Raw genomic sequence first — 26997 nt, forward strand, 5'->3', positions numbered from 1 at the left:
TCTTGTAAACTGCAAATATGGGCTGTAAAGTGCTTTTTGATATTACTATTATTTAGATCTCACAGGTTTCAAAAACCTGTGAGGTCTGGTTTTATAATCTAAACAGTCATCCAATCTTTAATTGCTTGCGTATAACTTCTACCAGAAGTAATTTTTGTTTTTTGGTTATTTTTTAAAGTGATGATAAATCGACTATTAAAATATTTCTGCACATTTTCTACAAAATTAGTGTTGATGATAATACCTCTATGAATCCGCAGAAAATTGGTTGGCAATTTGCTTTCTAATTGTGTTAAAGAAATTTCTGATAAATGTGTTTTAGTTTTTGTATGAATGTTTACATATTTTGCATCAGCTCCAAAATATAGTACTTCTTCTAACTTTACAAAAAACAATTTTTCGCCTTTTTTTACAGTGATTGATGTCATTTTTTTGATTTCCTTTTCAGCAGACATTTGTTTAATGGCTTCTAATAAATTGTGAGAATTATTACTGCCTTTAAACTTTTCTAATTTTTCAACGGTTTTTTCCAAACGTTCTAAACGCACAGGTTTTACCAAATAATCGATGCTATGGGTTTCAAAAGCTTGCAACGCATATTGATCAAAAGCAGTGCAGAAAATTACCAAAGGCACAATTTTTAGTTGGTCTATCAACTCAAAACCAGTAAGTCCAGGCATTTCTATGTCTAAAAAAATAACATCGGGTTGTAAGCGGTTTATTTTCTCTTTGGCTTCTGTGCCGTTTTTTGCAGTTTCGATAACGTTAAAAACTTCTGGAAAATTTTCAATCAATTTTAACAAACGTTCTCTTGCCAACAATTCATCATCAATAATAATGGTTTTATAGGGTTTGTTCATTTTTAATGCTCGTTTTCTATATTGATTTTAATGTGTTTTGTAGGCGTGTTTTTCCAACTGATGGCTGCTTTATCTTTATAGGTTAAACGCAACAAATCAAAGACCGTTTGCAAACCATAACCACTTACCAAACCATCAGGAAAATCAGGACCATTGTCTTCTACAACAATTATAAAACCAGTTTCTGTTTTTTGAATACATAAGGTAATTTGTCCGTTTTTTTCTACTTTAGAAATGCCGTGTTTTACGGCATTTTCTATTAAAGGCTGAATTAAAAACATGGGTATTTTGGTGTTTTCTAAAGATTTATCAACATCAATAGTAAAATGTAAACGATCATCAAAACGAATTTGTTCTACTTCTAAATAGTTTTGTACCATTTCTACTTCGTCGCCAATGGTGCTGTCTTTTTTACCTTTTCTGTTGATGGTATATTTAAACAAATCTGATAACGACAATGCCATTTTTTCTGTTTTATCCGCATTTTTATGCGCCAAACTTGCAATAGAGTTTAAAGCATTGTACAAAAAATGTGGATTTATTTGCGATTGCAATAATTTTACTTCTGCCTGTGAGTTTATTTCTTTTAATTGGCTTAATTCTACGTCTTTTTGTTTGATTAAGTTTTCTGAAAAATGGTTAAGGTAAATTAATAAACCTCTACCTAATGCAATTATAAATGTGAGTACTAATGTTATTATTAAAATTTCTAAAAATCCCTCTGAATTATATGCTCCCATAAAAAGTAATACAATTGTAGGTATGTTGAAAACAAAAAATGTAAAGACAACTTTTAAAGCTAGTTTTATTAAGAAATTTTGAGTTTTATCAATCCAAAATTTGTCTGCAACCCACAATAAAAATGAACCTATTAAAGCGATTGCTGTAAAAAAGAAATATCCTTCTATTATATTTTGTAAAGGTGTAGGTTCTATACCATATGTTTGAATCTCTACTAAGTATTGATATAATGAACTGAAATTCAGTATGTAAGATATGATAAAAAATACAGGAATAAAATAATTAAGATATGAATTTTTTATTTTTTTACTTTGGTGAAGGCTAAAAAGTAACACAAATGCAAATAGTACCAAACAAATTGTAATAGACCAAAAAATGATTTTCGAGAAGTCTTTATTCAAAAAATTAGTTGCATAAAGCCAAGAATAACTGGTGGTTAAATAGTTTTTAAATTGTGTTTTAAAATCATCTTCATAAAGTTTTTTTAGTAAAAATTTGTCTTGTTCACTAATATATAGCGTAGTTTCTGGTTTAAAATCTGATGTTGAAAAAACGCCATAATCCATAAATTGAAACGAATCTCTTTCTGTTTTTGGGTGAATGTAACAAAGGGTTCTCAAAACCTCATATTGTATGTATTGCTTTCTTTTTTCATAAGAAAGTGAGTCGTTAAACTGAAACCAAACTTTATCTACAGAACTTGTTAAACGATGTCTTCTAAACTGATTTTCTCTTTCAATTCGGTTTCCATTGGCCAAATTTGTTGCTATTGGATCAAAAAGTTGTGCCTTATTTTTGTCATCAGAAAAACTTAATTGAATGGTGGTTAAACTTAAATCTGTATATGATAATCCTTTAAAAAGAGGTTCATTAGTATTATAACCAATTTTGCCATTTTTTCTTTTAAAATTTTCCCATTCTTTTGATGCTTCTGGATACGTTTTTTCTATATAATCTTTAATAAATAAAAACTTTCTGTTGGGTATAAGGGTTTTTAATTTAGTTATGATTTCATTTACAACAATGCTATCTTGTGATGTAGCATCTTGCGTTGATATTAAAATAGGATAATTTTTATTGCGATAATTTATTTTATAAGCATAATCACTTTCGCCATTTCCTTCAAACAATCTGTCTTTTACATATTCCCAATTTGGGTTTAATTTTGGGTTTAGCTTTACGTGTATTCCTTCAACTGTTTTTGAAACAGTAACATATTTAGGTACAAAAGTTTTGGTTTTTGTGATATAACTGGTAATAACTAAAACTACTAATAAAGCAATAATTCTTTTCATAATGGTCTATTTAAAAATTGATACCACAAAGAACTTATAGGAGAGTTGTTTTTGAAATGTTTTTCTGACGAACTGCATATTTGTAAAATGAATTGCATAAAAAGGGGAAATTGGAAGTGTATTTTTCCTGTTTCTTTACACAGTTTATCATTCTGTAGGAATCTTTGAAGTATTGCAAGTCATCTTTATGTAAGACGCTTTCAGCGTGACAAACATTCTTTTTTAGAGTCTTTAGCTCTTTACTTTTCTGTAATTATATATTTTACTTTTGGATACGTTTTTGTATCAAAAAATAGCCCTAAATCTAATTCTAGTCTAGTTTTTATTGATTCCCAATTTTTCTCCTTAAAACTAATGTTTACTCTTTTTTGTGCGTTTGTTGTAAACACAAGGTTTTTGTTAAATTCCTTACCTAAAACAGCAAGAATATCTTTTATTTGATAGTTTTCAAACGATTTGATGTTATTAGAATTTATGTATTTACTTGTAATAGGTTCTCTTTTGTTTTTTTTGTTTATTGCTGTCCTATATTTTTTGCTGTTTTTAACGGAAACCATAATAGTATCAATACCAATATTTTTTTTATCAATTTTAATACCTAAAGATGCTATAATGATATTCCTAACTAAAGAATCTTGGGGAAAATCTAGATTTTTCTGTTTTAAATAAACCTTATAATAGCTGTTTTTTAAATCTTTATTTAAAATAATAGCATTTGTATCTATATTTTTAGTAACGCTAATTAATTGCTTTAATGATATGAATTCGGCATTTATATTAAGAGTAGGTGCTATACTCATAGCGTTTTTAAAACTTCTGAAGTTTGTTTTTTTATCTTCTTTAATTTTAATGGTATACGTATCTGTTACAGAGTCTAAAATATAATTTATAGAATTTGTTTTGTTAGTATTCTGTATTTCTTGTTTTTTATTTGAACAATTATAAAATGCAAAGCAAGTTGCAAATAACAATAGTAATCTAAATTTCATAGCGTTTATTTTTTTATTAATTAAATATGTTAAGGTCATAAATTCCACAGATTTTGCTGATACTGAAAGAAGTTCAGCAAAAAATTGAGTTTCACTAATATGTTGCCAAAACTGCTAAATGTGTATAGTTAAAATCTCCATGACTATTTTTTGTTTGTATTTTAAAATATCTGTAGCTGGTATTTGCTGGTAATTCTATAAACTGGTATGTTTGTTTTCTTTCTAAACTATAATCGCCAATTTTTTGCCAATTGCTGTTTGTATTGCTTCCAAAAATTGAAAAATCTTTTAGAACACCGTTTAAATTTGCTCTGTTGCCAAAAGCAAAACCTTTAATTATGGTGGTTTCATTTCTGTCTAACACAAAATAATGAGGATGCTTTGGTTGTTTATTTCTATAAGCTGTATGCCAAAAAGAACTTTGGTAACCATCTAAAATAGCACTTGCTAAACCATCATTTTCTTGACTGCTTACCTCAATAATTTTCCAGTTTGTTGGGCTTATTACTTTTTTAATATTAATAATTTCAATATTTGGAATGCCATTTTTAAACTCATATTCGAAACTGTAGGTGTTTTGAGTTCCGTTTTCATGATAAAAACGAATTCGAAGTTGGTATTTTCCTTTCAGTTTAAAAAAGTCTGATAAATCGTTTTCTATATATAAACTATCTATGCCAATAGGTTTTGTGTTCCAAGCAGGTGCATCATAATCTTTATTGCCTCCAGCAGGATATGGATCGTGATATACTACAATATCAGTTACAGGAACATCACTTTTAAAATTACCAGCAATTTTAATTTTTCCGTTTTCAACTTTTCCTTTTAATTGTATTAGTTTGTTTTTGGTTGGAGCATACCAATCAGAACGAACTTTGTTGCTAAATGCTTGACTGTTTGCGAATGTTGCAGCAGTTGCACCTGTAATAAAAGTGGGCGATTTTCCAAAACTATAATTTCCTGCGCCCATTAACGCAGTTCCTTTTGAGGTTTTTTCGCTCTTTTTTTCGCTATTATGAGGTGCATTTAAGCCATGACCCAATTCGTGATACAAACCACCAATCCATTTTGTGGCTAAATCTCCTAATTTGCCAAATTTTCCTAAATTTTCTAATTTCATTTCAGGGTAATCTAAAGCATAGCAAAACGTACCTAATCCGTAAAAAGGAACGCCTCCAGGATTTAAAGGGTCGCCAGAAACTGATGGTAAAATGACTAAAGAATGTTGGCTATGTTTTTTACTAGGATTTTTTGAAAAATAAGCTGTTAATTCTTTATTAATTAAAGAACCACCTCCTCTATATGGATATGCGTTTTTGCCTTTATTTGCATAAATAGTAATGATGTTAATTTCTTTATCGTGCTTTAAATCTAGCCCAAAAGATTTTCTGCCAAAACCTTGTTTTGCCATATAAATAGCTGTGTATTCTTGAAAATTTAACAATATTTTACTGATTCTTTTAGTGTATCCTGCAACAGTATCTACATCTTTTGGTACCCAATAAATTACATTTAGTTTGTTGGCTTGCTCTTTCCACTCGTTATTAAAAGTGATGGTTTCTTTAACAATTTTATCAGTAGAAACTGCTTGTTGTTTTACAGAAGTGTTGTTTTTTGTAACACATGCATACAAAGTTAATGATGCAATTATTGTTACTAAAAATACGCTCAAATTTCTCATAAATTATGGGGTTTCAGATTTTGTTAAATTATATACTGCAATTCTTTTTACATCTTGGTCTTTATCAAACTTTGCAATATGAGATAGTGCAGTTACAGATGTAATTTTACTTGTGGCTAATTTTCTGACTTTAATAGATTTATCAAAGTAAGCAATGTGTTTTAAATAAGATTCGTTTTTAATTTTTTGAGTAGCTAATTCTCTTATATCATCTGATTTATCAAAATAAGCAATGTGTTTTAGGTAGGCTTCATTTTTAATTTTTGATGTTGCTATACCTCTAACAATCTTATCTTTATCAAAATAAGCAATGTGTTTTAAATAGGTTTCTTTTGTTATTTTCTTTGTGGCTAATTGTCTTACTTCATCACTTTTATCAAAATAAGCTACGTGTTTTAAAATGCTTTCATCTTTTATTTTCTGAATTGCCAGTTTTCTATTATAATCGTCTTTATCATAATAAGCTATGTGTTTTAAAGTAGCTTTTAATTCAGCACTATTTTCAGCTAGAACAACTGTTTTTTCTTTTTTTGTCGCTGTTATAGTTTCCTTATTATTTTTAGAAACAACAATTCTTTCTTCTGTTTTAGATTCTATGATTGTTTCTTGTTTCGTTTTACACGATACTAAGAAAATAGTAAGTAAAACTGTTGTTATAATTTGAATTGTATTTTTCATAAATTTTGGTTTTAGGCAATGTAATAATCTGCTTCTTTTGTAAACTCTTCTGATGTACAATACCCAAAAATACAGTAGTATCTTACTTTTGTTAAAAAACTATAAGTATTAAAGTCTATTTTTTTATCGTCTATATTAGAATCTGAGTTATTGTTTATCAAATTAAAAACAGCTTTTTCGTTTTCAGGATTAAAGTATTTTTTAAAGATTTTTGTAAAATCTGTATCGCTTATATTTTCTATTTTTTTATCAGTTTTTAAAGAGAGTTTTTTTCAAATTCCTTGCAACCTAATTTAAAAATTTCTTTATCTTTTTTATCTTCTGTAAAATGAAATAGTTGGTCTACAAATACTGTAAGATTCATAGTTACAATTGAAGGAAAATGAATTTTTGGTAATATATTTTCCGATAAACGTTTTACTATTAAAGCTTCATTTTGTGATAAAAACAAGTAATTAGTTTTATTTACTTCACTTGTACAAGCTGATAAAACATTTATTAATGTTGGTGTTGCAACTACGCAACCAAAAGCCAATGCTATATTTTTCAGTGCTTTTCTTCTGTCCATCATTTTTAAAATTTACCGTTTTTAATTTGATTAATTGCATGATGTGCAGCTCTTGCAGTTAATGCCATGTAGGTTAAAGACGGATTTTGATTGCCTGCAGATGTCATACAAGAACCATCTGTTACATACACATTTTGCACAGTATGTATTTGGTTGTGCTTATTTAAAATTGATGTTTTTGGGTCTTTACCCATTCTTGCAGTGCCCATTTCATGAATTGCATGTCCAGGTACAAAAGCATCTTCAAAGCCTTTAACATTTGTAAAACCTGCTTTGGTTAGCATTTCTATGGCTTCAGCTTTCATATTTGCACGCATTAATTTTTCGTTTTCTTTAAACTCGGCATCAAAAGTTATGGTTGGCAAATTCCATTCATCTTTTTTTGATGATTGAGTGTTAATTTGTTTTCATGATAAGGCAAACATTCTCCAAAACCAGTAATTCCAATTCGCCAAGAACCTTGTTTTGTTAGTTTTTCTTTTAAATCTAACCCATAACTTAATTCTTTTATTGCCATTCTCCAATCGCCTCTACTTGCAGCACCTTGAAAAGAATAACCTCTTAAATAGTGTTTTTTAGAAGCTGTATCTCCTAAATTTTGAAACCTAGGAATATGAAAACTTGCAGGTCTATTATTAAAATAAGTTATGTCTTTAAAACCATTATAATCTGCTGTTGCACCAACTCTAAAATGATGGTCCATTAAATTATGCCCCAATTCTCCACTATCATTTCCTAATCCGTTTGGAAATCTTTTAGAAGTTGATTGTAATAAAATACTTGTAGATGATACTGTAGATGCACAACAAAAAATAACTTTGGCATAAAATGTTTGCCTTTCTTTTGTTTGTGCGTTTATCACATTTACACCAATTGCTTTTTTAGAAGCATCATCATATAAAATTTCATACGCAATAGAATTTGGGCGCAAAGTCATATTACCAGTTTTTTGAGCTGCTGGTAATGTAGAAGAATTGCTACTAAAATAGGCACCTAAAGTGCAACCTCTCATACATTGGTTTTTGTGTGCACAAGTATGCCTTCCTTCGTGTTTTTTAGAGCCAGTAATATTTGCAAAACGACCAATAGTTAGTGTTCTGTTTTTATATTTTTTATGAATTTTAGATTTGAATTCTTTTTCAACAACATTTAATTCCATTGGTGGAGAAAAATAGCCATCTGGTAATTGAGGTAAATTTAATTTTTCTCCACAAACACCTATAAATTTTTCTACATAGGTGTACCAATCATCAATATCTTTATAACGAATTGGCCAATCTACACCAAAACCATCTAATTTGTTTGCGTTAAAGTCTAAATCGCTCATTCTTAGAGCTTGTCTTCCCCAAGTTAAAGAGCGTCCACCAACGTGGTTTCCTCTAATCCAATCGAATCTTTTGGTTTCGTTATAAGGGTGTTTTAAATCATTTACAAACCAGTGTTTGGTTGTTTGGCGAGTTACAAAACCTGTTCTGGCTTGTTTGTGTTGTTTTTTATTATCTTCTATACTTTCTTTGCCTCTAAAATCTAGTTCCCATTTTTTTATTGGCAGTTGGGTAATCAGTAATATGCTCTACATTTCTACCTCTTTCTAAAACAAGTGTTTTTAAGCCACCTTCACAAAGTTCTTTGGCAGCCCAACCACCAGAAATTCCTGTACCTATAACAATGGCATCAAAAGTATTATTGGTGTTGTTTGGCATTTATTTTAAACAAAATTATTTTTTTTAAAATTACCATTTAAGCCTTATAGTTAGGAGCAAAATTTAATCATAATAAGGGGTGTATTTCTTCAAAATTAATTTTTAATTTCATCAGTATTATCGATGTTATAGCTTTTTAAATAATTCGTTATGTTATCAGATAAAGCAGCTTTGCTTTTAAACATTTTTGGCGTGACTTTAAATTGACTTTTAAAGTTTTTTGAGAAGTATTTAGGATCATTATAGCCAACCATATAAGCTACCTCAGAAATGGTATAATTGTACTTAACTAATAAAATTGCTGCTTTTTTTAAACGCAATGTTTTAATAAAATCTATAAGGTTTAATCCTGTTAATGATAAGCATTTTCTATACAATGTAGAGTAACTCATATTTAAGGCAGTTGTAAGTTGGTCTACTTTAAAGTCAGAATCGTTTAGTTTTTCTTTAATTACAGAAACTAGATTTTCTAAAAATACTTCATCTTGAGACTTTTCTATTTTTATCTCTGGTTTGCTAATTAATTCTTTTCTGTATTTAGAGATAATATTTTCTTTAGAAGCCAATATATTATTCACTTTCAATAATAATTCGTTGGTGTTAAAAGGTTTGTTTATGTATTCTATAGCTCCAGTTTTTAAGCCCTCTATTTTGGCTTTTGTAGAGTTTTTAGCGGTGAGTAATATTACTGGAATGTGTTTTGTTTGATTATTTTTTTTAAGTTTTTCACACATTTCTATACCATCCATTATAGGCATCATAATATCACTTAAAATAAGATCTGGTATGTTGTTTTTAGCAAATAAAAAACCTTCTTCACCATTTTCTGCTAAAAGAACATTAAAATTATCGATTAATAAATTTTTCAGAAAACTTTGGAGTTCAAAATTATCTTCTACAATTAAGATTGTTTTTTCTGATGGATTACTGTTTTTAGAATTTTCTAAATTAGGATGATTTACTTCTTTAATTTCATTGCTACTAAATGTTATTCTTTCTGAATCTGTATAATCTTTTTCCAAAATTGGTATTCTCACTGAAAAAGTGGTGCCTTCACCAATTATACTTTCTACCTTTATTTTACCTTTATGAATAGATACAAGTTCTTTAGTTAATGCTAAACCAATTCCCACACCACTTGCTTTTTTGCTTTTTTCTGATCTATAGAAAATTTTAAAAATTTTATTGAGTTCTTCTTCTTCTATTCCTTGTCCAGAATCTGAAACAAGAACTTTAATAAAACCTTTCTTATTTAAAGGAACTACAGAAAGTTGAACAATACCTTGTTTTGGTGTGAATTTAAAAGCATTTGAAAGTAAGTTATATAAAATATGCTCAAACTTTTCTTTGTCATACCAAGTGTCATCTATATTTTTAGAACAATTAATAGAAAAATCAATTTCTTTATTTCTAGCAAGTTCTTTAAATGATAAACAAATTTTTGATACATCTCTATGAAGATTATTTTTGGTAACGGATAGTTTTAATCTATTTAGTTTCTTGTTTTTTACTAAAGTTAACTCCCTAGCAATTCTAGACAACCTCATTGCATTGTTAGAAATAATATTTAAACGCTCTTTTAATAAAAGATTACCCTCTTTTTCTGCAAGTGTTATCATATTATCTATTGGTCCCAATATTAATGTTATAGGAGTTTGAATTTCATGAGACATTTTTGTAAAAAAATTCATTTTAGCATCATATAATTCGTTCTCTTTTCGTCTAATAATTTTATTTACTAGTAGTTTTTTTCTTAAAAAGTACCATTTTATGATTCCATATAAAAGTAAAGAGAATAGAATTAGGTATATAAAATATGCTAATGGTTTTTGTCATATAGGTTTATTTATTGTAATTTTTACTTCCTTTTTTGAGATCAATAAATTGCTATTCATTTCGTTAGCCATTATTTCTAGAGTGTAGTTACCTGGAGGGATATTTGTGTAGCTAGCTTCTCCTTCTGTATAAATTGTTTTCCATTCTTTGTCAAAACCATTTAATCTATATGAATAGCTAAAATTTGGATTCAAAATATTATCTATTGCTGAAAATTTAAAGGAGAAAGAAGATTGATCATTTTCTAAAAAAAAATCTTTTACATTAAAAGGTTCTGAGCTTATTTGATTCTTTAAAATTTCTTTGGCGGGTTTGTTTAGTACGTTTATTTCATTTATAAATAACTTAACATCAGATTTTTCTTTTTTAATTTTAGTAGGATCAAAATAATTTATTCCTTCGTTAGAACCAAAATATATGAAACCTTCTCTGTCTTTAAAAGAATTTCGGGCTCTATAGTTGTTATTTTGAAATCCATCTGTAGTAGAGTACGTTTTAAGATTTTGAGTTTCTGTATTGTAATGATGAATACCATTGGATGAACTTATCCATAAGTTATTTTGATTTTGTGAAACAATAGCACTTAACGGATAAGTGTTTAAAGATTTAATACTATTGTAGTTTTTATAAGTTTTACTAGTTGTGTTAAAAAGGAATAGATTTCCAAGATTACTTATAAACCATAATTCGTTTTGCTTACCAAAACACATAGATCTTATTCCATTCACAATCTCTTTATCATCACTGCTGTAATTTGTAAAAGTAGATTTCTTAATATTACTTTTATTTTCATTGAATCTAAACAATCCACCACCTAAAATACCGAGCCAAATATTTCCATTTTCATCTTCGGTAATACTTTCTAAAATACTCCCCATTAAACCAATAGTGTTTTTTGGGTTAAAACTTGCTAAAAGACTTCTATTTTGGTTATAGATGCTAAAAGATACATTTGAGCCTACCCATATTCTATTTTTAGAATCTGTGAACACAGTTCTTACGTCTGTAGCTTTTTGGCTTTTATCATTGAGTATTTGAATTTTTGTAAACTTTTTTAGATTGGTATTGTAATACCATAAACCATTTTTATAAGTACCCACCCAAATATTCTTATTAATATCTTCTGTTATAGATTGTACATAAAAACCATTATTTTTTTTGTTTAAGAAACTCTTTGTTTCGTCATTTTTAACGTCATATTGTGTGAGCCCAACTCCATCTGTTCCAATCCATAATTTCCCTGTACTGCTTTTGTAAACACTAAGCGTTCTCGTAAAACCAGCGTTAATAGAACCATTGTGGTATTTTAAATCAGTATTTATTTTTGGAACTATGTCCAAAATTCCATAATTTGTAACAATCCAAATATTTTTATGGTTATCTTCATTAATATCAATAATAGTATTGCTACTTAGCGAAAAATTATTAGCAACGTCTTTTTCATAAATTAGTATTTCTCCTGTTTTGGATTTAATTTTGTATAAACCATCTCCATCTGTACCTGCCCAAATATTGTTTTCACTATCAAGAAAAAAACTGATAAAAAGCTCCTCTTTTACAAGCTTTATTTTTTCCTTAAAAAAGCTTTCTTGAATAAAAGTATCTTGTTTTATGTCATAAATAAGTAATCCAAAAGCCTCAGTACCTATCCATAATTTATTATAATTATCTGTTTGTAGTACAATTGGCCCTGGATAATCTGTATACGGTCCAACCAACTCGTTTAAACTTTTAGTTTCATTAGAATAACTATAAATTTTTCCTTTTGAAGTACTTACATAAACTTGGTTGTCATTTCCAATTTCTATACTTTGTACTATATTATCAGTTCCATTAATATTTGGGATCGTTACAAATATTTCAGTTTTGTTATTATTATAATTATAGAGTTGTCCAGTTTTTGTAACAAACCAAGCTTTATTGTTTTTAGTCTTAAAAATTTCTATTTGCTCTGTAAAATCTTTAAAAACACCTATAAATTTTCCTTTTTTTGAGGAGTACTTTGTTAATAATCCATTCTTAGAGCTAATCCATATATTCTTATTATCATCTGTTTCAATATCGTTAATTTGATCATTTTCGCTGATTCTTGGAAATATTTTTGCTTTCTCAATCAGCTGATAACCATATCCATTATATTTTAAGATGCCATCTGCATAAGTCATCCATATATTTCCTAGAGAGTCTTGGGCGATCTGTTTAATATAAAAATTACTGTTTTTTATTTTTGGTACAATATGTTTAAAGTTAATACTTCTTTGACCTAAAAATTGCACTGAAACAAAAAGTAATGCAAAGAAAAAGATGTTATTTTTTAAATTCATAATATCAAATATTTGGTTTTTATTAAGTTCCACCAATGATTAACTCCAATGTAAATATATTGATATAATTTATCATTCTTATTCATAACATTTCTCGTTAGCCATATTAAATGTGTTGTTTTGGTCAAAAAGGAGTAAAATATAATCAAAGACAGGAAATCTTAAATCTTCCACTTTTTTGATTATATATAGTTATAGCTAAATAAGAAAACCTTATTATTTTTGATAAACGTTACTCTTTCAATTTAAACTACAAAAATTATTAAAAGCATCTTATGAGTTCAAGAAGAAATTTTATTAAAAAAGCAACTTTTGCAACAGCTGGTATTTCAATGATTCCAAGTTTATCTTTTGGTGCCGATTCTAGCATTATTGGTAAGAAACAGAAATTAAGAATGGCTTTTATAGGTGTTGGTCAGCGTGGAGTAAATCATTTGACAAATGCAATGAAAAGAAAAGATGTAGAGATTGCAGCTATTTGTGATATTGACCAAAATCGTATAAAACAATCTTTAAAAGCTATTGAAAAAGAAGGATATAAAAAACCAAAAGTATTTGGGAGTAATGACTTGGATTATAGAAATTTATTAGAATTAAAAGAAATTGATGCTGTAATTATTTCTACACCTTGGTTATGGCATACAAGAATGGCGATAGATTCTATGAAAGCTGGTAAATATACAGGTGTAGAAGTTTCTGCAGCTAATACTATAGAAGAGTGTTGGGATTTAGTAAACGTACACGAAGAAACTGGTTCTCATTTAATGATTCTAGAAAATGTAAACTATAGAAGAGACGTAATGGCTGTACTTAACATGGTTCGTAACAATGTTTTTGGTGAATTATTACACTTTAGATGTGGTTATCAACATGACTTAAGAGGTGTGAAATTTAATGATGGAAAATCTGCTTATGGAAAAGGTGTTAAGTTTGGAGATGAAGGATATTCTGAATCTGCATGGAGAACACAACATTCTTTATTAAGAAATGCTGATGTATATCCTACTCATGGTTTAGGGCCTGTAGCAGTTATGGCAGATGTAAATAGAGGAAATCGTTTTGTTTCTTTAACTTCTCATTCTACTAAAGCTGTTGGTTTAAATAAATATATAGTAGATAATGCAGGTAAAGATCATCCAAATGCAAAGTTAAAATGGAAACAAGGAGATGTTATTACTTCTACTATAGAAACTTCTAATGGAGAGACCATAATAATTACACATGACGTTAATTCACCACAACCATATTCATTAGGCTTTAAAGTTAAAGGTGCTCAGGGAGTTGCAGATTTTGATTATCATACAAAAAGAATTCATATAGAAGGCGTTACAAAAGGTCATGGTTGGGAAGGTATGGAGACTTGGCTAGAAAAATACGATCACCCACTTTGGAAAAAATATGGTGAATATGCTGCTGGTGCAGGTCATGGAGGAATGGATTTTTTTGTAATGAATTCTTTTGTTGAGTCTGCCAAACAAAATATTGCACCACCTATGGATGCTTATGATGCAGCAGCTTGGAGTGCAGTAACACCTTTGTCAGAATTATCGATAGAAAATAATGGTGAGCCACAAGATTTTCCAGATTTTACAAGAGGAATGTGGATAAAACGTAAACCTTATAATTGGATTAAAGATTCTTATTAAACAACAAAAACTTAAATATAAAATAGATTTTTAATATTACTAATTGAAACTTATGAAGAAAATATTAACTTTTTTGTTAATTCTTATATTTAGCACGAACTACATACAAGCACAACAAAAAACAATTACAGGAACAGTAAAAGATGAAACTGGTGAATTACTACCAGAAGTTACTATAGTTATTAAAGGAGAAACAAAAGGAACAACTACTGATTTTGATGGAGTTTATTCATTGAAAGTAGATGGGCCAAACACTGTATTAGTCTTTACTTATTTAGGTTATTCATTACAAGAAATCAAAGTAGGCAATCAAACAAAAATTAATGTTATTTTAAAAGAAGCAGCAGATCAATTAGATGAAATTGTTTTAGTAGGTTTTTCCAAGCAAAAGAAAGTATCCGTAGTTGGATCTGTAGCAACAGTAAAAGCCAAAGAACTAAAATTACCTACAAGTAATTTAACTCAATCTCTTGCAGGTAGAGTTTCAGGTATTATCTCAGTACAAAGATCTGGTGAACCAGGTAGAGATGCTGCTCAATTTTGGATTAGAGGTGTAGCTACATTTGGTAGTTCTAACCCATTAGTGTTTTTAGATGGTATTGAAATTTCTTTAGCAGATTTAGGAACTATAGACCCAAATAATATAGAAAATTTCTCTGTTCTTAAAGATGCATCTGCTACAGCTATTTATGGAGCTCGTGGTGCAAATGGTGTGATTTTAGTTGAAACCAAAAGAGGTAAAGCGGGGCCGCCTAAAATTAGTTTTACTTTTGAAAATTCATTTTTAGCTCCTACACAATTTCCAGAATTTGCAGATGCTGGTACATTTATGAATATGTATAATGAGGCAAGAAGAAATCTAAACCCTTTTCTACCACCAAAATTTTCACAAGATAAAATACAAGGTACTTTAGATGGTGGAAATCCTTATATATACCCAAATGTAGATTGGATGGATGAACTATTCAGTGATTTTGCCTTAAGAAGATATGGTAACTTAAATGTTAGAGGTGGTGGTGAATCTGTACGTTATTATATGTCTGCTTCATTTTATAATGATACAGGTATTTTAAAAGAAAATGATGTGAATAATTTTGATAATAATATCAATCAAAAAAGATATAATTTTGTTAATAATATTTCAGCAAATGTTTCTCCAACAACAGAGTTAGAGCTTAATTTAAGTGCAGATTTAATAGATTATACTGGTCCAGCAGTAAATGCCTCTGGTATTTTCGGAAACGTTATAAATTCTAATCCTGTTAGATTTCCAATTACATACCCTTCTGAGCCTGGAAGTACGCGTATTCATTTCGGAAACACAACTGGTGGTTTTGGACCAGGAAACACTTTTCCAAATCCTTATGCAGAATTAGTAAAAGGATATAAAGAAAGATTTACTTCTACTGTTATTACAACTTTTAGAGTTAAAGAAAACCTAGATTGGATAACAGAAGGATTAAGTGCTAATGCGTTTGTTTCTTTTAAAAACTGGACAAGTAGCGAAATAAATAGATCTTACAGTCCTTTCTTTTTTAGGTTAACAGATTTTGATGCAGCTGCAAATACTTTTACAACTGAACAAATTGGTCAATCAGGAAGAGATGCTTTAGGTCAATCAGGCGGAAATAATGGTGATAGACAATTTATGCTGCAAGGGTCACTTAACTATGCTAGAGAATTTGGGAAACATAATGTTACTGGTCTAATGGTGTATCAACAAAGACAATATAATACCAATATTGTAGGAGGTAGTGTTATAGGTTCTTTGCCAAGTAGAAATCAAAGTATTTCTGGTAGAGCAACTTATTCTTATGATGATAGGTATTTAGTAGAAGCAAATTTTGGATATAATGGATCAGAAAACTTTGCGGCTGGTAAACGTTTTGGTTTTTTCCCTTCTGCAGCAGTAGGTTACGTTATTTCTAATGAAAAATTCTTTGAACCACTTAAAAACACTGTAAGTCTTTTAAAATTACGTGCTTCTTATGGAGAAACAGGAAATGATAGACTTCCAGGAAGATTTCCTTATACAAGTGAAGTAAATTTAAATGCAGGAAATGGATTTACATTTGGTGAAAACTTTAACAACAGTCGTAATGGAATTTTTATAAATCGTTTCGAAAATAGAGATATTACTTGGGAAGTTGGTAAAAAATATAATATTGGTTTTGATTTAGGTTTGTTTAATAAATTAACCTTAAATGTAGATTTCTTTAAAGAAAATAGAGAAGGTATCTTTCTACAAAGAAATACTATTCCTGGAACTCTAGGTGTTGGTAATACAAGACCATTTGCAAACTTAGGTGAAGTAGAAAATAGAGGTTTTGATGTTACTTTAGATTTTAATCACGCTGTTAATCAAGACTTCATAATATCTTCAAGAGGTACATTTACATTTGCTCAGAATAAAATCGTTTCTATAGATGAACCAGATTTAAGATACTCTTATTTATCAAGAGTAGGTAAACCAGTTAACCAATTATGGGGGCTTCAGGCAGAACGTTTATTTATAGATCAAGCAGAAATAAATGCAAGTCCTAATCAAACTTATACAACAGCATATTATCCTGGTGATATTAAATATACAAATGCTTCTTTTGATATAGATGGTCAAAACCAAATAGATGCTAATGATAGGGTACCAATGGGGCATCCTTCTGTACCAGAAATTACTTATGGTTTTGGTTTAAACATTAGATATAAGAAATTTGATGTTGGTTTATTATTTCAAGGTGTAGCAAGAGTATCTTTCTTTATGAGTAATTTACAACCATTTGCTCAAAATGAACGTAATGTTTTACAAGCAATTGCAGATGATTATTGGTCAGAAGAGAATCAAAACTTAAATGCATTTTATCCTAGATTATCAGAAGTAGAAAATCAAAATAACATACAAAATTCTTCTTGGTGGCTAAAAGATGGATCTTATGTAAGATTAAAAAATGCTGAATTTGGTTTTCAATACAATAAACAAGTAAGATTGTATTTAAATGGGGTTAACCTTGCTACTTTCTCAAAATTTAAGTTATGGGATCCTGAACAAGGTGGTGGTAATGGTTTAGGGTATCCACCACAAAGAACAATTAATATTGGAGCACAAATTAATTTATAAAATTTTTTATATAAAATTTATATTATGGAAATAAAATTCAAAAAACACGTTAGATTACTTATTTTAAGTCTAACTATTATGGTATCTATGAATTCATGTGAAGATTATTTAGATATTGTTCCTGCAGATATAGCAACACTAGATGATGCTTTTGCTAGACCACAAGAGGCTCTTAATTTCTTATATTCAGTATATGGCTTTATGCCAAATGAAAATGATATGTTTAGTTCAATTGCCTTGTGGGGTACAGATGAATTAGTAACTCCTTGGGACAGAGGTCATTATCATGCTAAAAGAATGATGAGGGGAGAATTAAATGCTTCTGATCCATTTTTTGATTACTGGACAACTTCAGGAAATATTGATATGTATGATGGTATTCGACAGGCATATATTTTCCTCAATAACATAGACAAATCTCCTGGGTTTACTGAGGCAGAGAAGATTAGAATGAAAGGAGAAGCTACCTTTTTAATAGGATATTATCATTTTATTTTGATAAGACAATATGGTCCTATAGTAATTATGAATGACCAAGTAGCATTTGATGCACCAGATGATGTGTTTTTTCCTGCAAGAAGTACTTATGATGAGTGTGTAAATTTTATAGCTAATAAACTAGATGAAGCAGTAAGTCTATTACCTAGTGGTGTTAATTCTGATAGAGAATTGGGAAGGGTTAATAAAGCAATTGCTAAATCTATAAAAGCACGTTTATTATTATATGCTGCAAGTCCTTTGTTTAATGGTAATTCAGAATTTTATTCAGATTTTCAAAACCCAGATGGAACAAAATTAATGAATTTATCTTATGAAGAAAGTAAATGGATAAAAGCGGTAGAAGCGAATAAAGCTGCTATAGATGAAGCTGCTTCAATAGGTGTTAGTACTTTGTATAAATACACAGGGGCTGCAGCACCAACACCAGAAAAACAAGCAGAATTAAACTATAGATACACAATGGTGGACCCTTGGAATAGTGAACTTATATGGGGGTATTCAAGACCAGAAAGTTATTATGGTTGGCAAAGACATAGCATACCTCGTATTTCTCCAAACTCATACAATGGTCAAGCCCCTACTATAAGAATGGTAGAAACTTTTTACACAAAAAATGGGTTACCTATAGATGTAGATCCATCTTATAATTATAATAATAGATTTCAATTAGAAGGTAGCTCTATTGTTTTACATAACAATCGTGAACCAAGATTTTATGCATCTGTAGGTTTTGATAGAGGTACATTTGAAACCAATGGTATAGAATTAGAACTAAAAATGAGAGAAAGTGAAACCCATGGTTGGAAAAGTGGACTTAATGATTATTCACCTTCTGGGTATTTAGTTAAAAAAGGAGTACACCCTAAAACTATTATAACTGATTCAGAAAATCAAGTTGTAAACTATCCTTGGCCATTAATAAGATTGGGAGAATTGTATCTCAATTACGCAGAAGCTTTAAATGAAGCCTATGGTGCAGCAAGACATATAGAAGTGATACAATATTTAGATTTAATTAGAGAAAGATCTGGAGTACCTAGTGTATTAACTGCTTGGGGATTAGTGGGTAAATCTTCATTTTCAAAAGAAGAAATGAGAGATATTATTAGGCAAGAAAGAAATATTGAACTATCTTATGAAGGGCACAGAGCCTGGGATGTAAGAAGATGGAAACAAGGAGATTTGTTTAATACTCCTGTACAAGGATTAGATATAACAGCATCAAGCCCACAAGATTTTTATAAACCAGTTAATGTGGAAAATAGAGTTTTTAGACCTGAATATTATCTATTTCCTATACGAATTTCTGAAACAGAAATTAATAAGAATTTAGTTCAAAATCCAGGTTGGTAATACTTAAATATAGAATATTATGAAAAAAATAAAAATTATACTTAGTGCCATTTTTTTAAGCATGTTCTTTATAGTCTCTTGTAACGATGAAGAATCTATAACTATTGAAGCACCAGGAAGTGTAGCTGTAGAAGCTGGTTTTGGAGAAGCTATTTTTACATGGAATTTTCCCAGTGACTTAAATGCTGAATTTGTTAGAGTAGATTATTTTGATACAGATGGCAACTCTAAACACCAAAAATTTAGCAAAAATATAACGAATGCAATTGTTAATCAATTGGAAGAACGTGAGTATGAGTTTACTGTAACTGCATCCGATTTAAATAATAATAGATCAGAAGCAATAGTAGTTAAAACAACACCAAAAAAACCACCTTATTTATTAGTAGCAAATACAATAACTGCTGTACCAGATTTAGGTGGTATAACTCTTAATTGGGAAAATGTATCTGGAAAAAACATTGGTATAAATGTTAAATATACAGACGCAAATGACTTAGAGCAAGTTTTTGTGTATAATTCTTCTGATACAAATGGTGCTACTTCAATTTCTGGTTTAGCAGCAACAGAACAAGAATTTGAAGCTTATGTTACCAATGCTAGAGGACAAAAATCTTCTTCGAAATTTTTTACCTTAACACCCTTGACAGAAACAGAACTAGATAAAAGTAATTGGACTATTTTTGATTTTTCAAGTCAAGAAGAAGTTGGTGAAGGTCCTGTAAACGGTTGGGCAAGAGCTACCATAGATGGTGATACAAATACTTTTTGGCATTCGCAATGGCAAGGTGGATCACCTGTTTATCCGCACCATTTTTCAGTTGATATGAAAACAGTTAAAAAGGTTACTAGAGTTGTATTATATACTAGAAATAATGATAACCGTGGTATGACTAAATTTTCTGTAAGTGGAAGTTTAGATGGGGTTAGTTGGACTGATCTTGGAGAGTACGATTTTGATAATGAAAACTATGATGGTCAAAGTTTTGGTTTAGGTGGTATTTATCAATTAAGATACATCAAAATAACAGCCTTAGAAGGTGTTAGTACTTTTGTGTTTCTAGCAGAATTAAATGTTTGGGGTAAATAACAATAATAAATATTTTTCTAATAGAGGCACTAATTAAGACCTCCATCAGAAAATAGTATATATGTGAATTATTAATTAAAAAGCAAAAAAAATGAAAAAAATTACTTTATTTTTATTAACCATATTATTTTCAGCAATGACTTATGGGCAAACATTCCCAACCATTTCTGATGCAAACTCAGAAACATGGTATTATATTCAATTCGAAAGAGCTGGAGGTAGCCCTGCCAAACAAGGAGTTATCCAAGATATGGGAGATGGGATTAACCTTTTAACTAAACAAGCTAGAGAAAATACTGATGCTCAACTTTGGAAAGTTACAGGAACTGAGGATAACTATGTTATTACAAATAAATTAGGAAGATCTATCGATTATTCTGGTTCAACTTACAAAGCTACAGCTTCTACTTCAATCCTTATAAATATAGATGCAGATAATAATGATACTGTTGAAGGTTTTGAAATTAGAAGAGCTAATGAGCCTAAATTTATGAACCAGAATGGTGGAGGTGGTTTCGAAAGAACTTTAGGAGAGTGGACTTATGGTGATTTGGGTAACGTATTAAACTTTAGATTACCAGAAGATGTAGTTGGTGGTTTAGAGCCAGCTTTAACAGCAACCCTTCCAACTGTAGGGATTTCTTACCACATTAAGTTTAGAAATGGAAATGCTTTACTTAAAGACATGGGAGCTGGTAATTTAGCTAAAACTGCTATACCAGAAGAAGGAGATCTTGGGCAATTATGGAAAATTTCTGGAACTCAAGGTGATTACACTTTAACAAGTGATAATGGTAACATTTTAGATTTTGATGGAGCAAAATATACAACATCCGCTTCAAGTACTGTAAAGTTTACCCTACTAGAAAACTTACCTGGTTGGGAAATTCAACGTGTAGGTGGTGATGCAGGTGATGCAATGAATCAATTTGGAGGGGCAGGTTATGATAAAGAAATAGGAGAATGGCTTGTGGGTGATGCAAATAACCCTGTAGATTTTATTGAAGCTGGTAAAATTGCTTATTACCCAAAAATGTCTGCAGGTGGTACAGATTATTGGTACTATATTCAGTTCGATTCTAGTTTAGGTGCAATTGCAGACCAAGGAGATGATGTAACTTTAATAACCGCAGAAGCGGCTGCTAGTGAAGATTCACAATTATGGAAAGCAACAGGTACTTTAGATGCATTTACTTTAACAAATAAATCTGGAAGAACAATTTACTATGATACTGCAACATCTAGATATGTAGCAAGCTCAACAAATTCTAGTCCTTTTACAGCAATAGCAAATGTAGATGGGACTTCTTTAAATTTACAACATGATGGTAGCTCTAAGGGTATTAATCAATTTGGTGGTGCAACACTTGGTGCAGAATTAGGAGAATGGCTTATTAACGATGCAAATAACTTATTGAAATTTACTTTAGCTTCTAATGGACCACTTTTAAGTGTAAAAAATAATAATATTGATATTATTACTGCAATATATCCAAACCCATTTAAAGATAATTTTTCATTCAATATGAAAAAATCAAATTCTAGAAATGCTTCAGTAAAAATATATTCAATTTTAGGTAAAGTTGTAAAAACTGATAATGTTGTATTAAACAATGGTCAAGGTAGAGTTGATGGTAGCAGTTTATCTAAAGGAGTTTATATTGTTCAAATAGAAACTGAAGAAGGTAAATCTAACCTTAGATTGATTAAACAATAAAAAATAATTAGTTTTTTAAATATACAAACGAGACTTATTTTTTAAAATAGTAAGTCTCGTTTTTTTTAAAATTTTAAATATATATGAGAATATTTAAAGTTTTATAAAATAATTTTTGTGGATTCCATTCATAAAAATCAGAATAAAATCAAGTTTATTAATAATATCAAAAAAATGAAAGATAGAAAATACAATTACAAAAATATTTCACTTTATTCTATATTGTTTTTCTCTGTCTTTTTTGCTCAAGCACAAAATGGGAATGAGTGGTCTCAAATGTTTTTAAATTGGAATAGCACACAAGATAATGGAGGAACTGGTGTAATAAGATCTATTCGAATCAACCCAAATAACACAAGTGCTGTTTTAATAGGTGCTACTACTGCTGGCATATGGCATACGAATAATAATGGAGATGATTATACATTTGTATCTGGAGACGTACCAGAAGTAGAATGGGCTAATGAAATTATTTATAGTAGAAACAATCCTCAAATTGTATATGCGAATACAGATATAGGAGTCGTAAAATCTACAAACGGAGGTTTAAATTGGGTTTATACCAATTTAAAAAAATCTAAACCAGATGCTTATGGTCAATTGAATTGGATAGATGTTGCAACTACAGACAGTAATATTGTCTATGCTACTACAGAAGAAAGAAGTTGGTTTGGTTCTACTTACAAATTATTAAAATCTACGAATGGAGGATCTTCTTGGACGAAAAAATATCAGTCTAATACAAGAATTTGGGACATGCGCATAAAACCAAACCAACCAAATACAGTATATATTTTAGAAGAATCTTCTTCTTCTAAATGGATTAATTTTAAAAAATCTACAAATAGCGGAACTTCATTTACCACAATTAGCAATGGATATCCAGCAAATCATTCCATAGAATCACAACGTGCAAGATTAGCAACAACACCCGCAAATGAAAACGTAGTATATATAGCAATAGGCTATAATGGTGGTGGAGAAAATGATAAAATTTCTTTTTTTAAATCTTCAGATTCAGGGAATTCTTTTGTAAAAAAATGTTGTGGTACTGCTGCAAGCCCATTAGTAAATGCAGAAGAAACCACAGACTTTTTAACAGAAACTGCTCATCTAGCTCAATTAACTTGGAATTTTGCTTTTACAGTTTCTGAAACCGATGAAAACTTTATAGCTGCTGCTGCCAATAAATTAAAAATAAGTACAGATGGTGGTGAAACTTGGAGTTATGACAGATCTGGTGATGTTGTTACTGGTAGTCAGTATGATAATTATCAATCTAATGACGCTCATACAGGTGTGCATGGAGATCATCATGGTTTATCAATTATTGGCGATAAAATTTGGAATGCAAATGATGGAGGAGTTTATTACTCTTCAGATAAAGGAAATACAATTGTAAAAGACAAAAGCGATGGATTAGGCATACAAGAACTCTGGGGTTTTAGCCAATCTTTCAAAAATGATGTAATGGCAGTTGGGCTTAACCATAATGCCACTTGCTATAGAGATGATCGTGTTTATGGTGGTTGGATTGCTGTAAATGGTGCAGATGCTATGGCTGCAAATGTAAACCCTATTGATGATCAATATATGTATAATCATCCTTGGGGTCATGAGCGTGTTAAAAGATCTTTAACAGGTAAAACTGGGCATCAAATGCAAGAACTTGGTATTGAATTAGGGTATATCACTTTAGATAATTTGGAGTTTCATCCACATCAATATTATACAATTTATGGTAGTGATTATGGTGATAGAAACAAATCTTACAAATTAGCAAAATCTACTGATAATGGTATTAATTGGGAAGTAATAAAAAGTTTTGATGACGAAGAAAAAAATGCAGTAGCCGTAAAAACTAGTTTTGCAGATGCAAATTATGTATATGCTGTTGTAGATCCTCAAAGAGTTATAAAATCTACAGATGAAGGTAAAACATGGGCAGAAGTTGGACCTCCAACATCATTAATTGGAAGCAATTCTCTTTGGCGACTTGCTGTAAGTGATAAAAACCCAAACCATTTATGGATAACTTCTAGGAGTGCAGACAATACAATAAAAGTAATAACATCTAAAGATGGTGGTAATTCATGGGCTAATTATTCAACAGGTTTACCAAATCAATATATTTACTCTATAATTTACCAAAGAGGTAGTGATGATATATTATATCTTGGTACAAGTTTTGGGGTCTATTATAGAAAAGCAGGAATGACAAAATGGGAAAAATTTGGTACAGGAATGACAGCTTGTAATACACCATTTCTATTTATCAACTATGCAAAAGGAAAAATACGTTTAGGAACTTCAAGAGGATTATGGGAAAATGATTTAATAGAACTAACAGCACCTAAAGCTAACATTACAGCAAACAGAAATACCTTTGATGAAAGTAATCCAATAGTAAAGTTTGCAGATTATTCTGTAGCAGACATAAATGCAACCTATCAATGGAGTTTTCCAGGAGGAACACCTGCTACCTCAACAGAAGAAAGACCTATAATAACCTATACTAAAGATACAGGAAATAGTTTTGATGTAACACTAACAGTAACAGATTCTAGAGGCACAAGTACACAAACTTTAACCGATTTTATAACCTATAAAAAAGTTTACGTACCTACAGTACATTATGTAGATAGTGAAGAAACTACCAGTGAATACACTCCTGCAAAGTATGCCATTGATGGAAGTAGTACCACATTTTGGGGTACTAGATGGTCTTCTGGCAATGATGTGTTGCCACATAACATACAAATTGATTTAGGAGTATCTAAAAATATTACAGGTTTTACTTATTTACCAAGACAAAACAATGTAAATGGTAGAATTGCAAATTATGAAATTTACGTAAGTGATGATCCTAATAATTGGGGAACAGCAGTTGCTTCTGGCACTTGGCCAAATTCTACAGATTTACAAACAGTAACATTTACAGAAAAAAGAGGCAGGTATTATAGGTTAGTTGCTCTGTCTGAAGTAAATGGTAATAAATGGAGTGCAGCTGCAGAAATAAATGTAATCTCTACAGAGGTATTAAATGTAAAAAAAAAATAAACTAAAATTTACAATAACACCAGTACCTTTCAATAATTTTTTAACAATTAATATTGATGAAATTAATATAGATACTAGCAAAAAAATTAATGTTGAAATAATAAACACAAATGGGGCAAAAGTTTATAATAATTCATTTTTAACAAAACAGAAAATTCAAATAAATACTTCGCAACTAACAACCGGGATTTATTTAGTTAGAGTTTCAAACGGAAACGCTAGTACTACTATAAAAGCAGTGAAAGGAAATATTTTGTTAGATAAAAATGAAACAAAAGAGTAAGAATTGAAATACAAAAAGAATTATGAAAAATTATTGTAAAATAAATTTAAAGAAATTATTTATATCAATTAAACATTTTTTAATTACTCTACTTATAATTAACATACATTCTTCTTGTTCCTCTGTTATAAAAAACAAAAACACTGCTCTTGAAAATATAAAATTAACAAAAACAATACCTGTAGGTTCTAATAGTTGGGTTGTAAATAATATTGAAGCCGATCAGAAAATTGTAACTAAAGATGGTATTAAAAACTGGTCTTCTTTAGATGATGTAATTCGTATATACATAAAAACAGATAAAGGAGAATTACATCTAGGTTTTAATTTAAAATCTTTTGAGGGTAGTTCTCAAATTAAAATTACAGTGGGTAATATATCCAAAATAATCAATATTTCAAACAAAGAATATAATACACAAAAAGTTGGTGTTTTTAAAGTTTCAGAAGGGTATAATTATATAGAAATACAAGGTTTACAAAAAACTGGAAAATATATTGCTAATATAAAAGAACTATATGTAGGTGGTAGTGCAGTTGAAAAAGGTTTAGGCTTTGTACCAAGTAAAAATAATTATTTTGGTAGAAGAGGTCCATCTGTACATATGTCTTATAATAAACCTCAAAAAGATGTAAAATGGTTTTATAATGAAGTTACTGTTCCAAAAGGAGAAGATGTAATTGGTTCTTTCTTTATGGCAAATGGTCATGCACAAGGTTATTTCGGTATGCAGGTAAATTCTGAAAATGAGAGAAGAATTTTATTTTCTATTTGGAGTGCCTTTACCACAGACGATCCAAACCAAATACCAAATGATTATAAAGTTACCAATTTAGGAAATGGAAAAGGTGTAACAGTGCAAGATTTTGGAAATGAAGGTTCAGGAAAACAAAGTTTTAAAGTTTTTAATTGGAAAACAGATACTACTTATAAGTTTCTACTAAAAGGAGAACCTTCTAGTGTTGAAGGTTCTACAGATTATACAGGCTATTTTTACAATCCTGAAGAAGAAAAATGGGAACTTATTGCTAGTTTAAGAAGACCAAAAACAAAAACATATTTAACAAGGCTACATTCCTTTTTAGAAAACTTTACACCAAGTACTGGCTTTATACCAAGAAAAGCCCAATATAGTAATCAATGGGTATATACTACAGAAAATACTTGGAATGAAATGACACAGGCTACATTTACAGCAGATGCAACTGCTTTAAATGGAGATCGATTTGATTTTGCAGGAGGTGTACATAATAATGGCTTCTTTTTAAGAAATTGTGGTTTTAATATCGAAAAAGTTTCACCAAGAACGGTGTTTTCCAGAGCGTTTAGCGGCAACAGACCAAAAATTAATTTTGGTGCATTACCAGAACCAATTCCTTAGAATGAAATTTTTTTCCTCTTAAAAAAAGTACTACAAAACGTTATTAATCATTTTAAATTATTAATTTTGTATTATGTATTACATAATGCAAAATAAAATATTACTGAAACCATAAACTGTATATTTTAAACCAGTAGTCTTAAATTGTTTTAATTGACAAATTAACACACCTTTTT

General features: G+C 29.7%; 17 protein-coding genes and 1 pseudogene. 8 read left to right on the top strand and 10 right to left on the bottom strand.

Translation table 11 applies throughout. The features are described from left to right. Positions 1 to 98: 98 nt before the first annotated feature. The 10 genes and pseudogenes from N5A56_RS13145 to N5A56_RS13190 all read right to left on the bottom strand — a co-directional run bounded on the left by N5A56_RS13145 (position 99) and on the right by N5A56_RS13190 (position 12675). The gene (locus tag N5A56_RS13145) at positions 99 to 860 is read right to left on the bottom strand and encodes a LytR/AlgR family response regulator transcription factor (protein ID WP_265725854.1); all 762 of its coding nucleotides are present in this window, start codon (positions 858 to 860) and stop codon (positions 99 to 101) included. A gap of 2 nt (positions 861 to 862) precedes the next feature. Next, positions 863 to 2896 (bottom strand): sensor histidine kinase, encoded by a 2034-nt coding sequence (locus N5A56_RS13150; RefSeq protein WP_265725855.1) that lies wholly within the window; start codon positions 2894 to 2896, stop codon positions 863 to 865. 239 nt (positions 2897 to 3135) lie between these two features. Further along, positions 3136 to 3885, bottom strand: coding sequence for a hypothetical protein (locus tag N5A56_RS13155; protein ID WP_265725856.1), 750 nt, complete (start codon positions 3883 to 3885; stop codon positions 3136 to 3138). Between the two features lie 94 nt (positions 3886 to 3979). Next, a complete protein-coding gene (locus N5A56_RS13160; RefSeq protein ID WP_274270471.1) occupies positions 3980 to 5566 on the bottom strand; it encodes a discoidin domain-containing protein in 1587 nt (528 codons plus the stop codon). A gap of 3 nt (positions 5567 to 5569) precedes the next feature. Continuing rightward, positions 5570 to 6244 carry a hypothetical protein gene (locus N5A56_RS13165; protein WP_265725858.1) on the bottom strand — a complete coding sequence of 225 codons (675 nt, stop codon included), beginning with the start codon at positions 6242 to 6244 and terminating at the stop codon, positions 5570 to 5572. Between the two features lie 11 nt (positions 6245 to 6255). After that, a complete protein-coding gene (locus N5A56_RS13170) occupies positions 6256 to 6405 on the bottom strand; it encodes a hypothetical protein (RefSeq protein ID WP_274270472.1) in 150 nt (49 codons plus the stop codon). Positions 6406 to 6500: 95 nt separating this feature from the next. Beyond that, on the bottom strand, positions 6501 to 6815 hold the full coding sequence (locus N5A56_RS13175; RefSeq protein ID WP_274270473.1) for a hypothetical protein: 315 nt from the start codon (positions 6813 to 6815) through the stop codon (positions 6501 to 6503). Positions 6816 to 6817: 2 nt separating this feature from the next. Continuing rightward, positions 6818 to 8515 (bottom strand): annotated as a pseudogene (locus tag N5A56_RS13180) (GMC oxidoreductase). Positions 8516 to 8610: 95 nt separating this feature from the next. Next, positions 8611 to 10188 carry a hybrid sensor histidine kinase/response regulator transcription factor gene (locus N5A56_RS13185; protein WP_337994810.1) on the bottom strand — a complete coding sequence of 526 codons (1578 nt, stop codon included), beginning with the start codon at positions 10186 to 10188 and terminating at the stop codon, positions 8611 to 8613. Between the two features lie 159 nt (positions 10189 to 10347). Further along, positions 10348 to 12675 carry a ligand-binding sensor domain-containing protein gene (locus N5A56_RS13190; RefSeq protein WP_265725861.1) on the bottom strand — a complete coding sequence of 776 codons (2328 nt, stop codon included), beginning with the start codon at positions 12673 to 12675 and terminating at the stop codon, positions 10348 to 10350. A 275-nt stretch (positions 12676 to 12950) separates the two neighbouring features. On the opposite strand from N5A56_RS13190, the gene N5A56_RS13195 reads away from it, so the two are divergent. The 8 genes from N5A56_RS13195 to N5A56_RS13225 all read left to right on the top strand — a co-directional run bounded on the left by N5A56_RS13195 (position 12951) and on the right by N5A56_RS13225 (position 26821). Next, positions 12951 to 14321, top strand: coding sequence for a Gfo/Idh/MocA family protein (locus N5A56_RS13195; protein ID WP_265725862.1), 1371 nt, complete (start codon positions 12951 to 12953; stop codon positions 14319 to 14321). Positions 14322 to 14373: 52 nt separating this feature from the next. Next, entirely contained in the window at positions 14374 to 17436 is a 3063-nt protein-coding gene (locus tag N5A56_RS13200; protein ID WP_265725863.1) for a SusC/RagA family TonB-linked outer membrane protein, read from the top strand. A 24-nt stretch (positions 17437 to 17460) separates the two neighbouring features. After that, positions 17461 to 19290 (top strand): RagB/SusD family nutrient uptake outer membrane protein, encoded by a 1830-nt coding sequence (locus N5A56_RS13205; protein ID WP_265725864.1) that lies wholly within the window; start codon positions 17461 to 17463, stop codon positions 19288 to 19290. A gap of 19 nt (positions 19291 to 19309) precedes the next feature. Next, positions 19310 to 20380: a DUF5126 domain-containing protein gene (locus N5A56_RS13210; RefSeq protein WP_265725865.1), complete on the top strand. Its 1071-nt coding sequence runs from the start codon at positions 19310 to 19312 to the stop codon at positions 20378 to 20380. Between the two features lie 91 nt (positions 20381 to 20471). Next, positions 20472 to 22097 (top strand): T9SS type A sorting domain-containing protein, encoded by a 1626-nt coding sequence (locus N5A56_RS13215; protein WP_265725866.1) that lies wholly within the window; start codon positions 20472 to 20474, stop codon positions 22095 to 22097. A 174-nt stretch (positions 22098 to 22271) separates the two neighbouring features. After that, positions 22272 to 25157, top strand: coding sequence for a discoidin domain-containing protein (locus N5A56_RS13220; RefSeq protein WP_274270474.1), 2886 nt, complete (start codon positions 22272 to 22274; stop codon positions 25155 to 25157). A 13-nt stretch (positions 25158 to 25170) separates the two neighbouring features. Further along, entirely contained in the window at positions 25171 to 25440 is a 270-nt protein-coding gene (locus tag N5A56_RS17750; protein WP_420793209.1) for a T9SS type A sorting domain-containing protein, read from the top strand. A gap of 22 nt (positions 25441 to 25462) precedes the next feature. Further along, the gene (locus N5A56_RS13225; protein WP_265725868.1) at positions 25463 to 26821 is read left to right on the top strand and encodes a DUF3472 domain-containing protein; all 1359 of its coding nucleotides are present in this window, start codon (positions 25463 to 25465) and stop codon (positions 26819 to 26821) included. Positions 26822 to 26997: the final 176 nt, after the last annotated feature.

This window comes from Polaribacter ponticola, assembly GCF_026191475.2.
GTDB classification, from domain to species: domain Bacteria; phylum Bacteroidota; class Bacteroidia; order Flavobacteriales; family Flavobacteriaceae; genus Polaribacter; species Polaribacter ponticola.

Excerpts from the sequence above, each read along its gene's own strand:
- N5A56_RS13175 (WP_274270473.1), bottom strand. The coding sequence starts at position 6,815 with ATGATGGACAGAAGAAAAGCACTGAAAAATATAGCATTGGCTTTTGGT.
- N5A56_RS13185 (WP_337994810.1), bottom strand. The coding sequence starts at position 10,188 with ATGTCTCATGAAATTCAAACTCCTATAACATTAATATTGGGACCAATA.
- N5A56_RS13145 (WP_265725854.1), bottom strand. The coding sequence starts at position 860 with ATGAACAAACCCTATAAAACCATTATTATTGATGATGAATTGTTGGCA.
- N5A56_RS13195 (WP_265725862.1), top strand. The coding sequence starts at position 12,951 with ATGAGTTCAAGAAGAAATTTTATTAAAAAAGCAACTTTTGCAACAGCT.
- N5A56_RS13155 (WP_265725856.1), bottom strand. The coding sequence starts at position 3,885 with ATGAAATTTAGATTACTATTGTTATTTGCAACTTGCTTTGCATTTTAT.
- N5A56_RS13210 (WP_265725865.1), top strand. The coding sequence starts at position 19,310 with ATGAAAAAAATAAAAATTATACTTAGTGCCATTTTTTTAAGCATGTTC.
- N5A56_RS13165 (WP_265725858.1), bottom strand. The coding sequence starts at position 6,244 with ATGAAAAATACAATTCAAATTATAACAACAGTTTTACTTACTATTTTC.
- N5A56_RS13150 (WP_265725855.1), bottom strand. The coding sequence starts at position 2,896 with ATGAAAAGAATTATTGCTTTATTAGTAGTTTTAGTTATTACCAGTTAT.
- N5A56_RS13205 (WP_265725864.1), top strand. The coding sequence starts at position 17,461 with ATGGAAATAAAATTCAAAAAACACGTTAGATTACTTATTTTAAGTCTA.
- N5A56_RS13200 (WP_265725863.1), top strand. The coding sequence starts at position 14,374 with ATGAAGAAAATATTAACTTTTTTGTTAATTCTTATATTTAGCACGAAC.
- N5A56_RS13160 (WP_274270471.1), bottom strand. The coding sequence starts at position 5,566 with ATGAGAAATTTGAGCGTATTTTTAGTAACAATAATTGCATCATTAACT.
- N5A56_RS13215 (WP_265725866.1), top strand. The coding sequence starts at position 20,472 with ATGAAAAAAATTACTTTATTTTTATTAACCATATTATTTTCAGCAATG.
- N5A56_RS13225 (WP_265725868.1), top strand. The coding sequence starts at position 25,463 with ATGAAAAATTATTGTAAAATAAATTTAAAGAAATTATTTATATCAATT.
- N5A56_RS13220 (WP_274270474.1), top strand. The coding sequence starts at position 22,272 with ATGAAAGATAGAAAATACAATTACAAAAATATTTCACTTTATTCTATA.
- N5A56_RS13190 (WP_265725861.1), bottom strand. The coding sequence starts at position 12,675 with ATGAATTTAAAAAATAACATCTTTTTCTTTGCATTACTTTTTGTTTCA.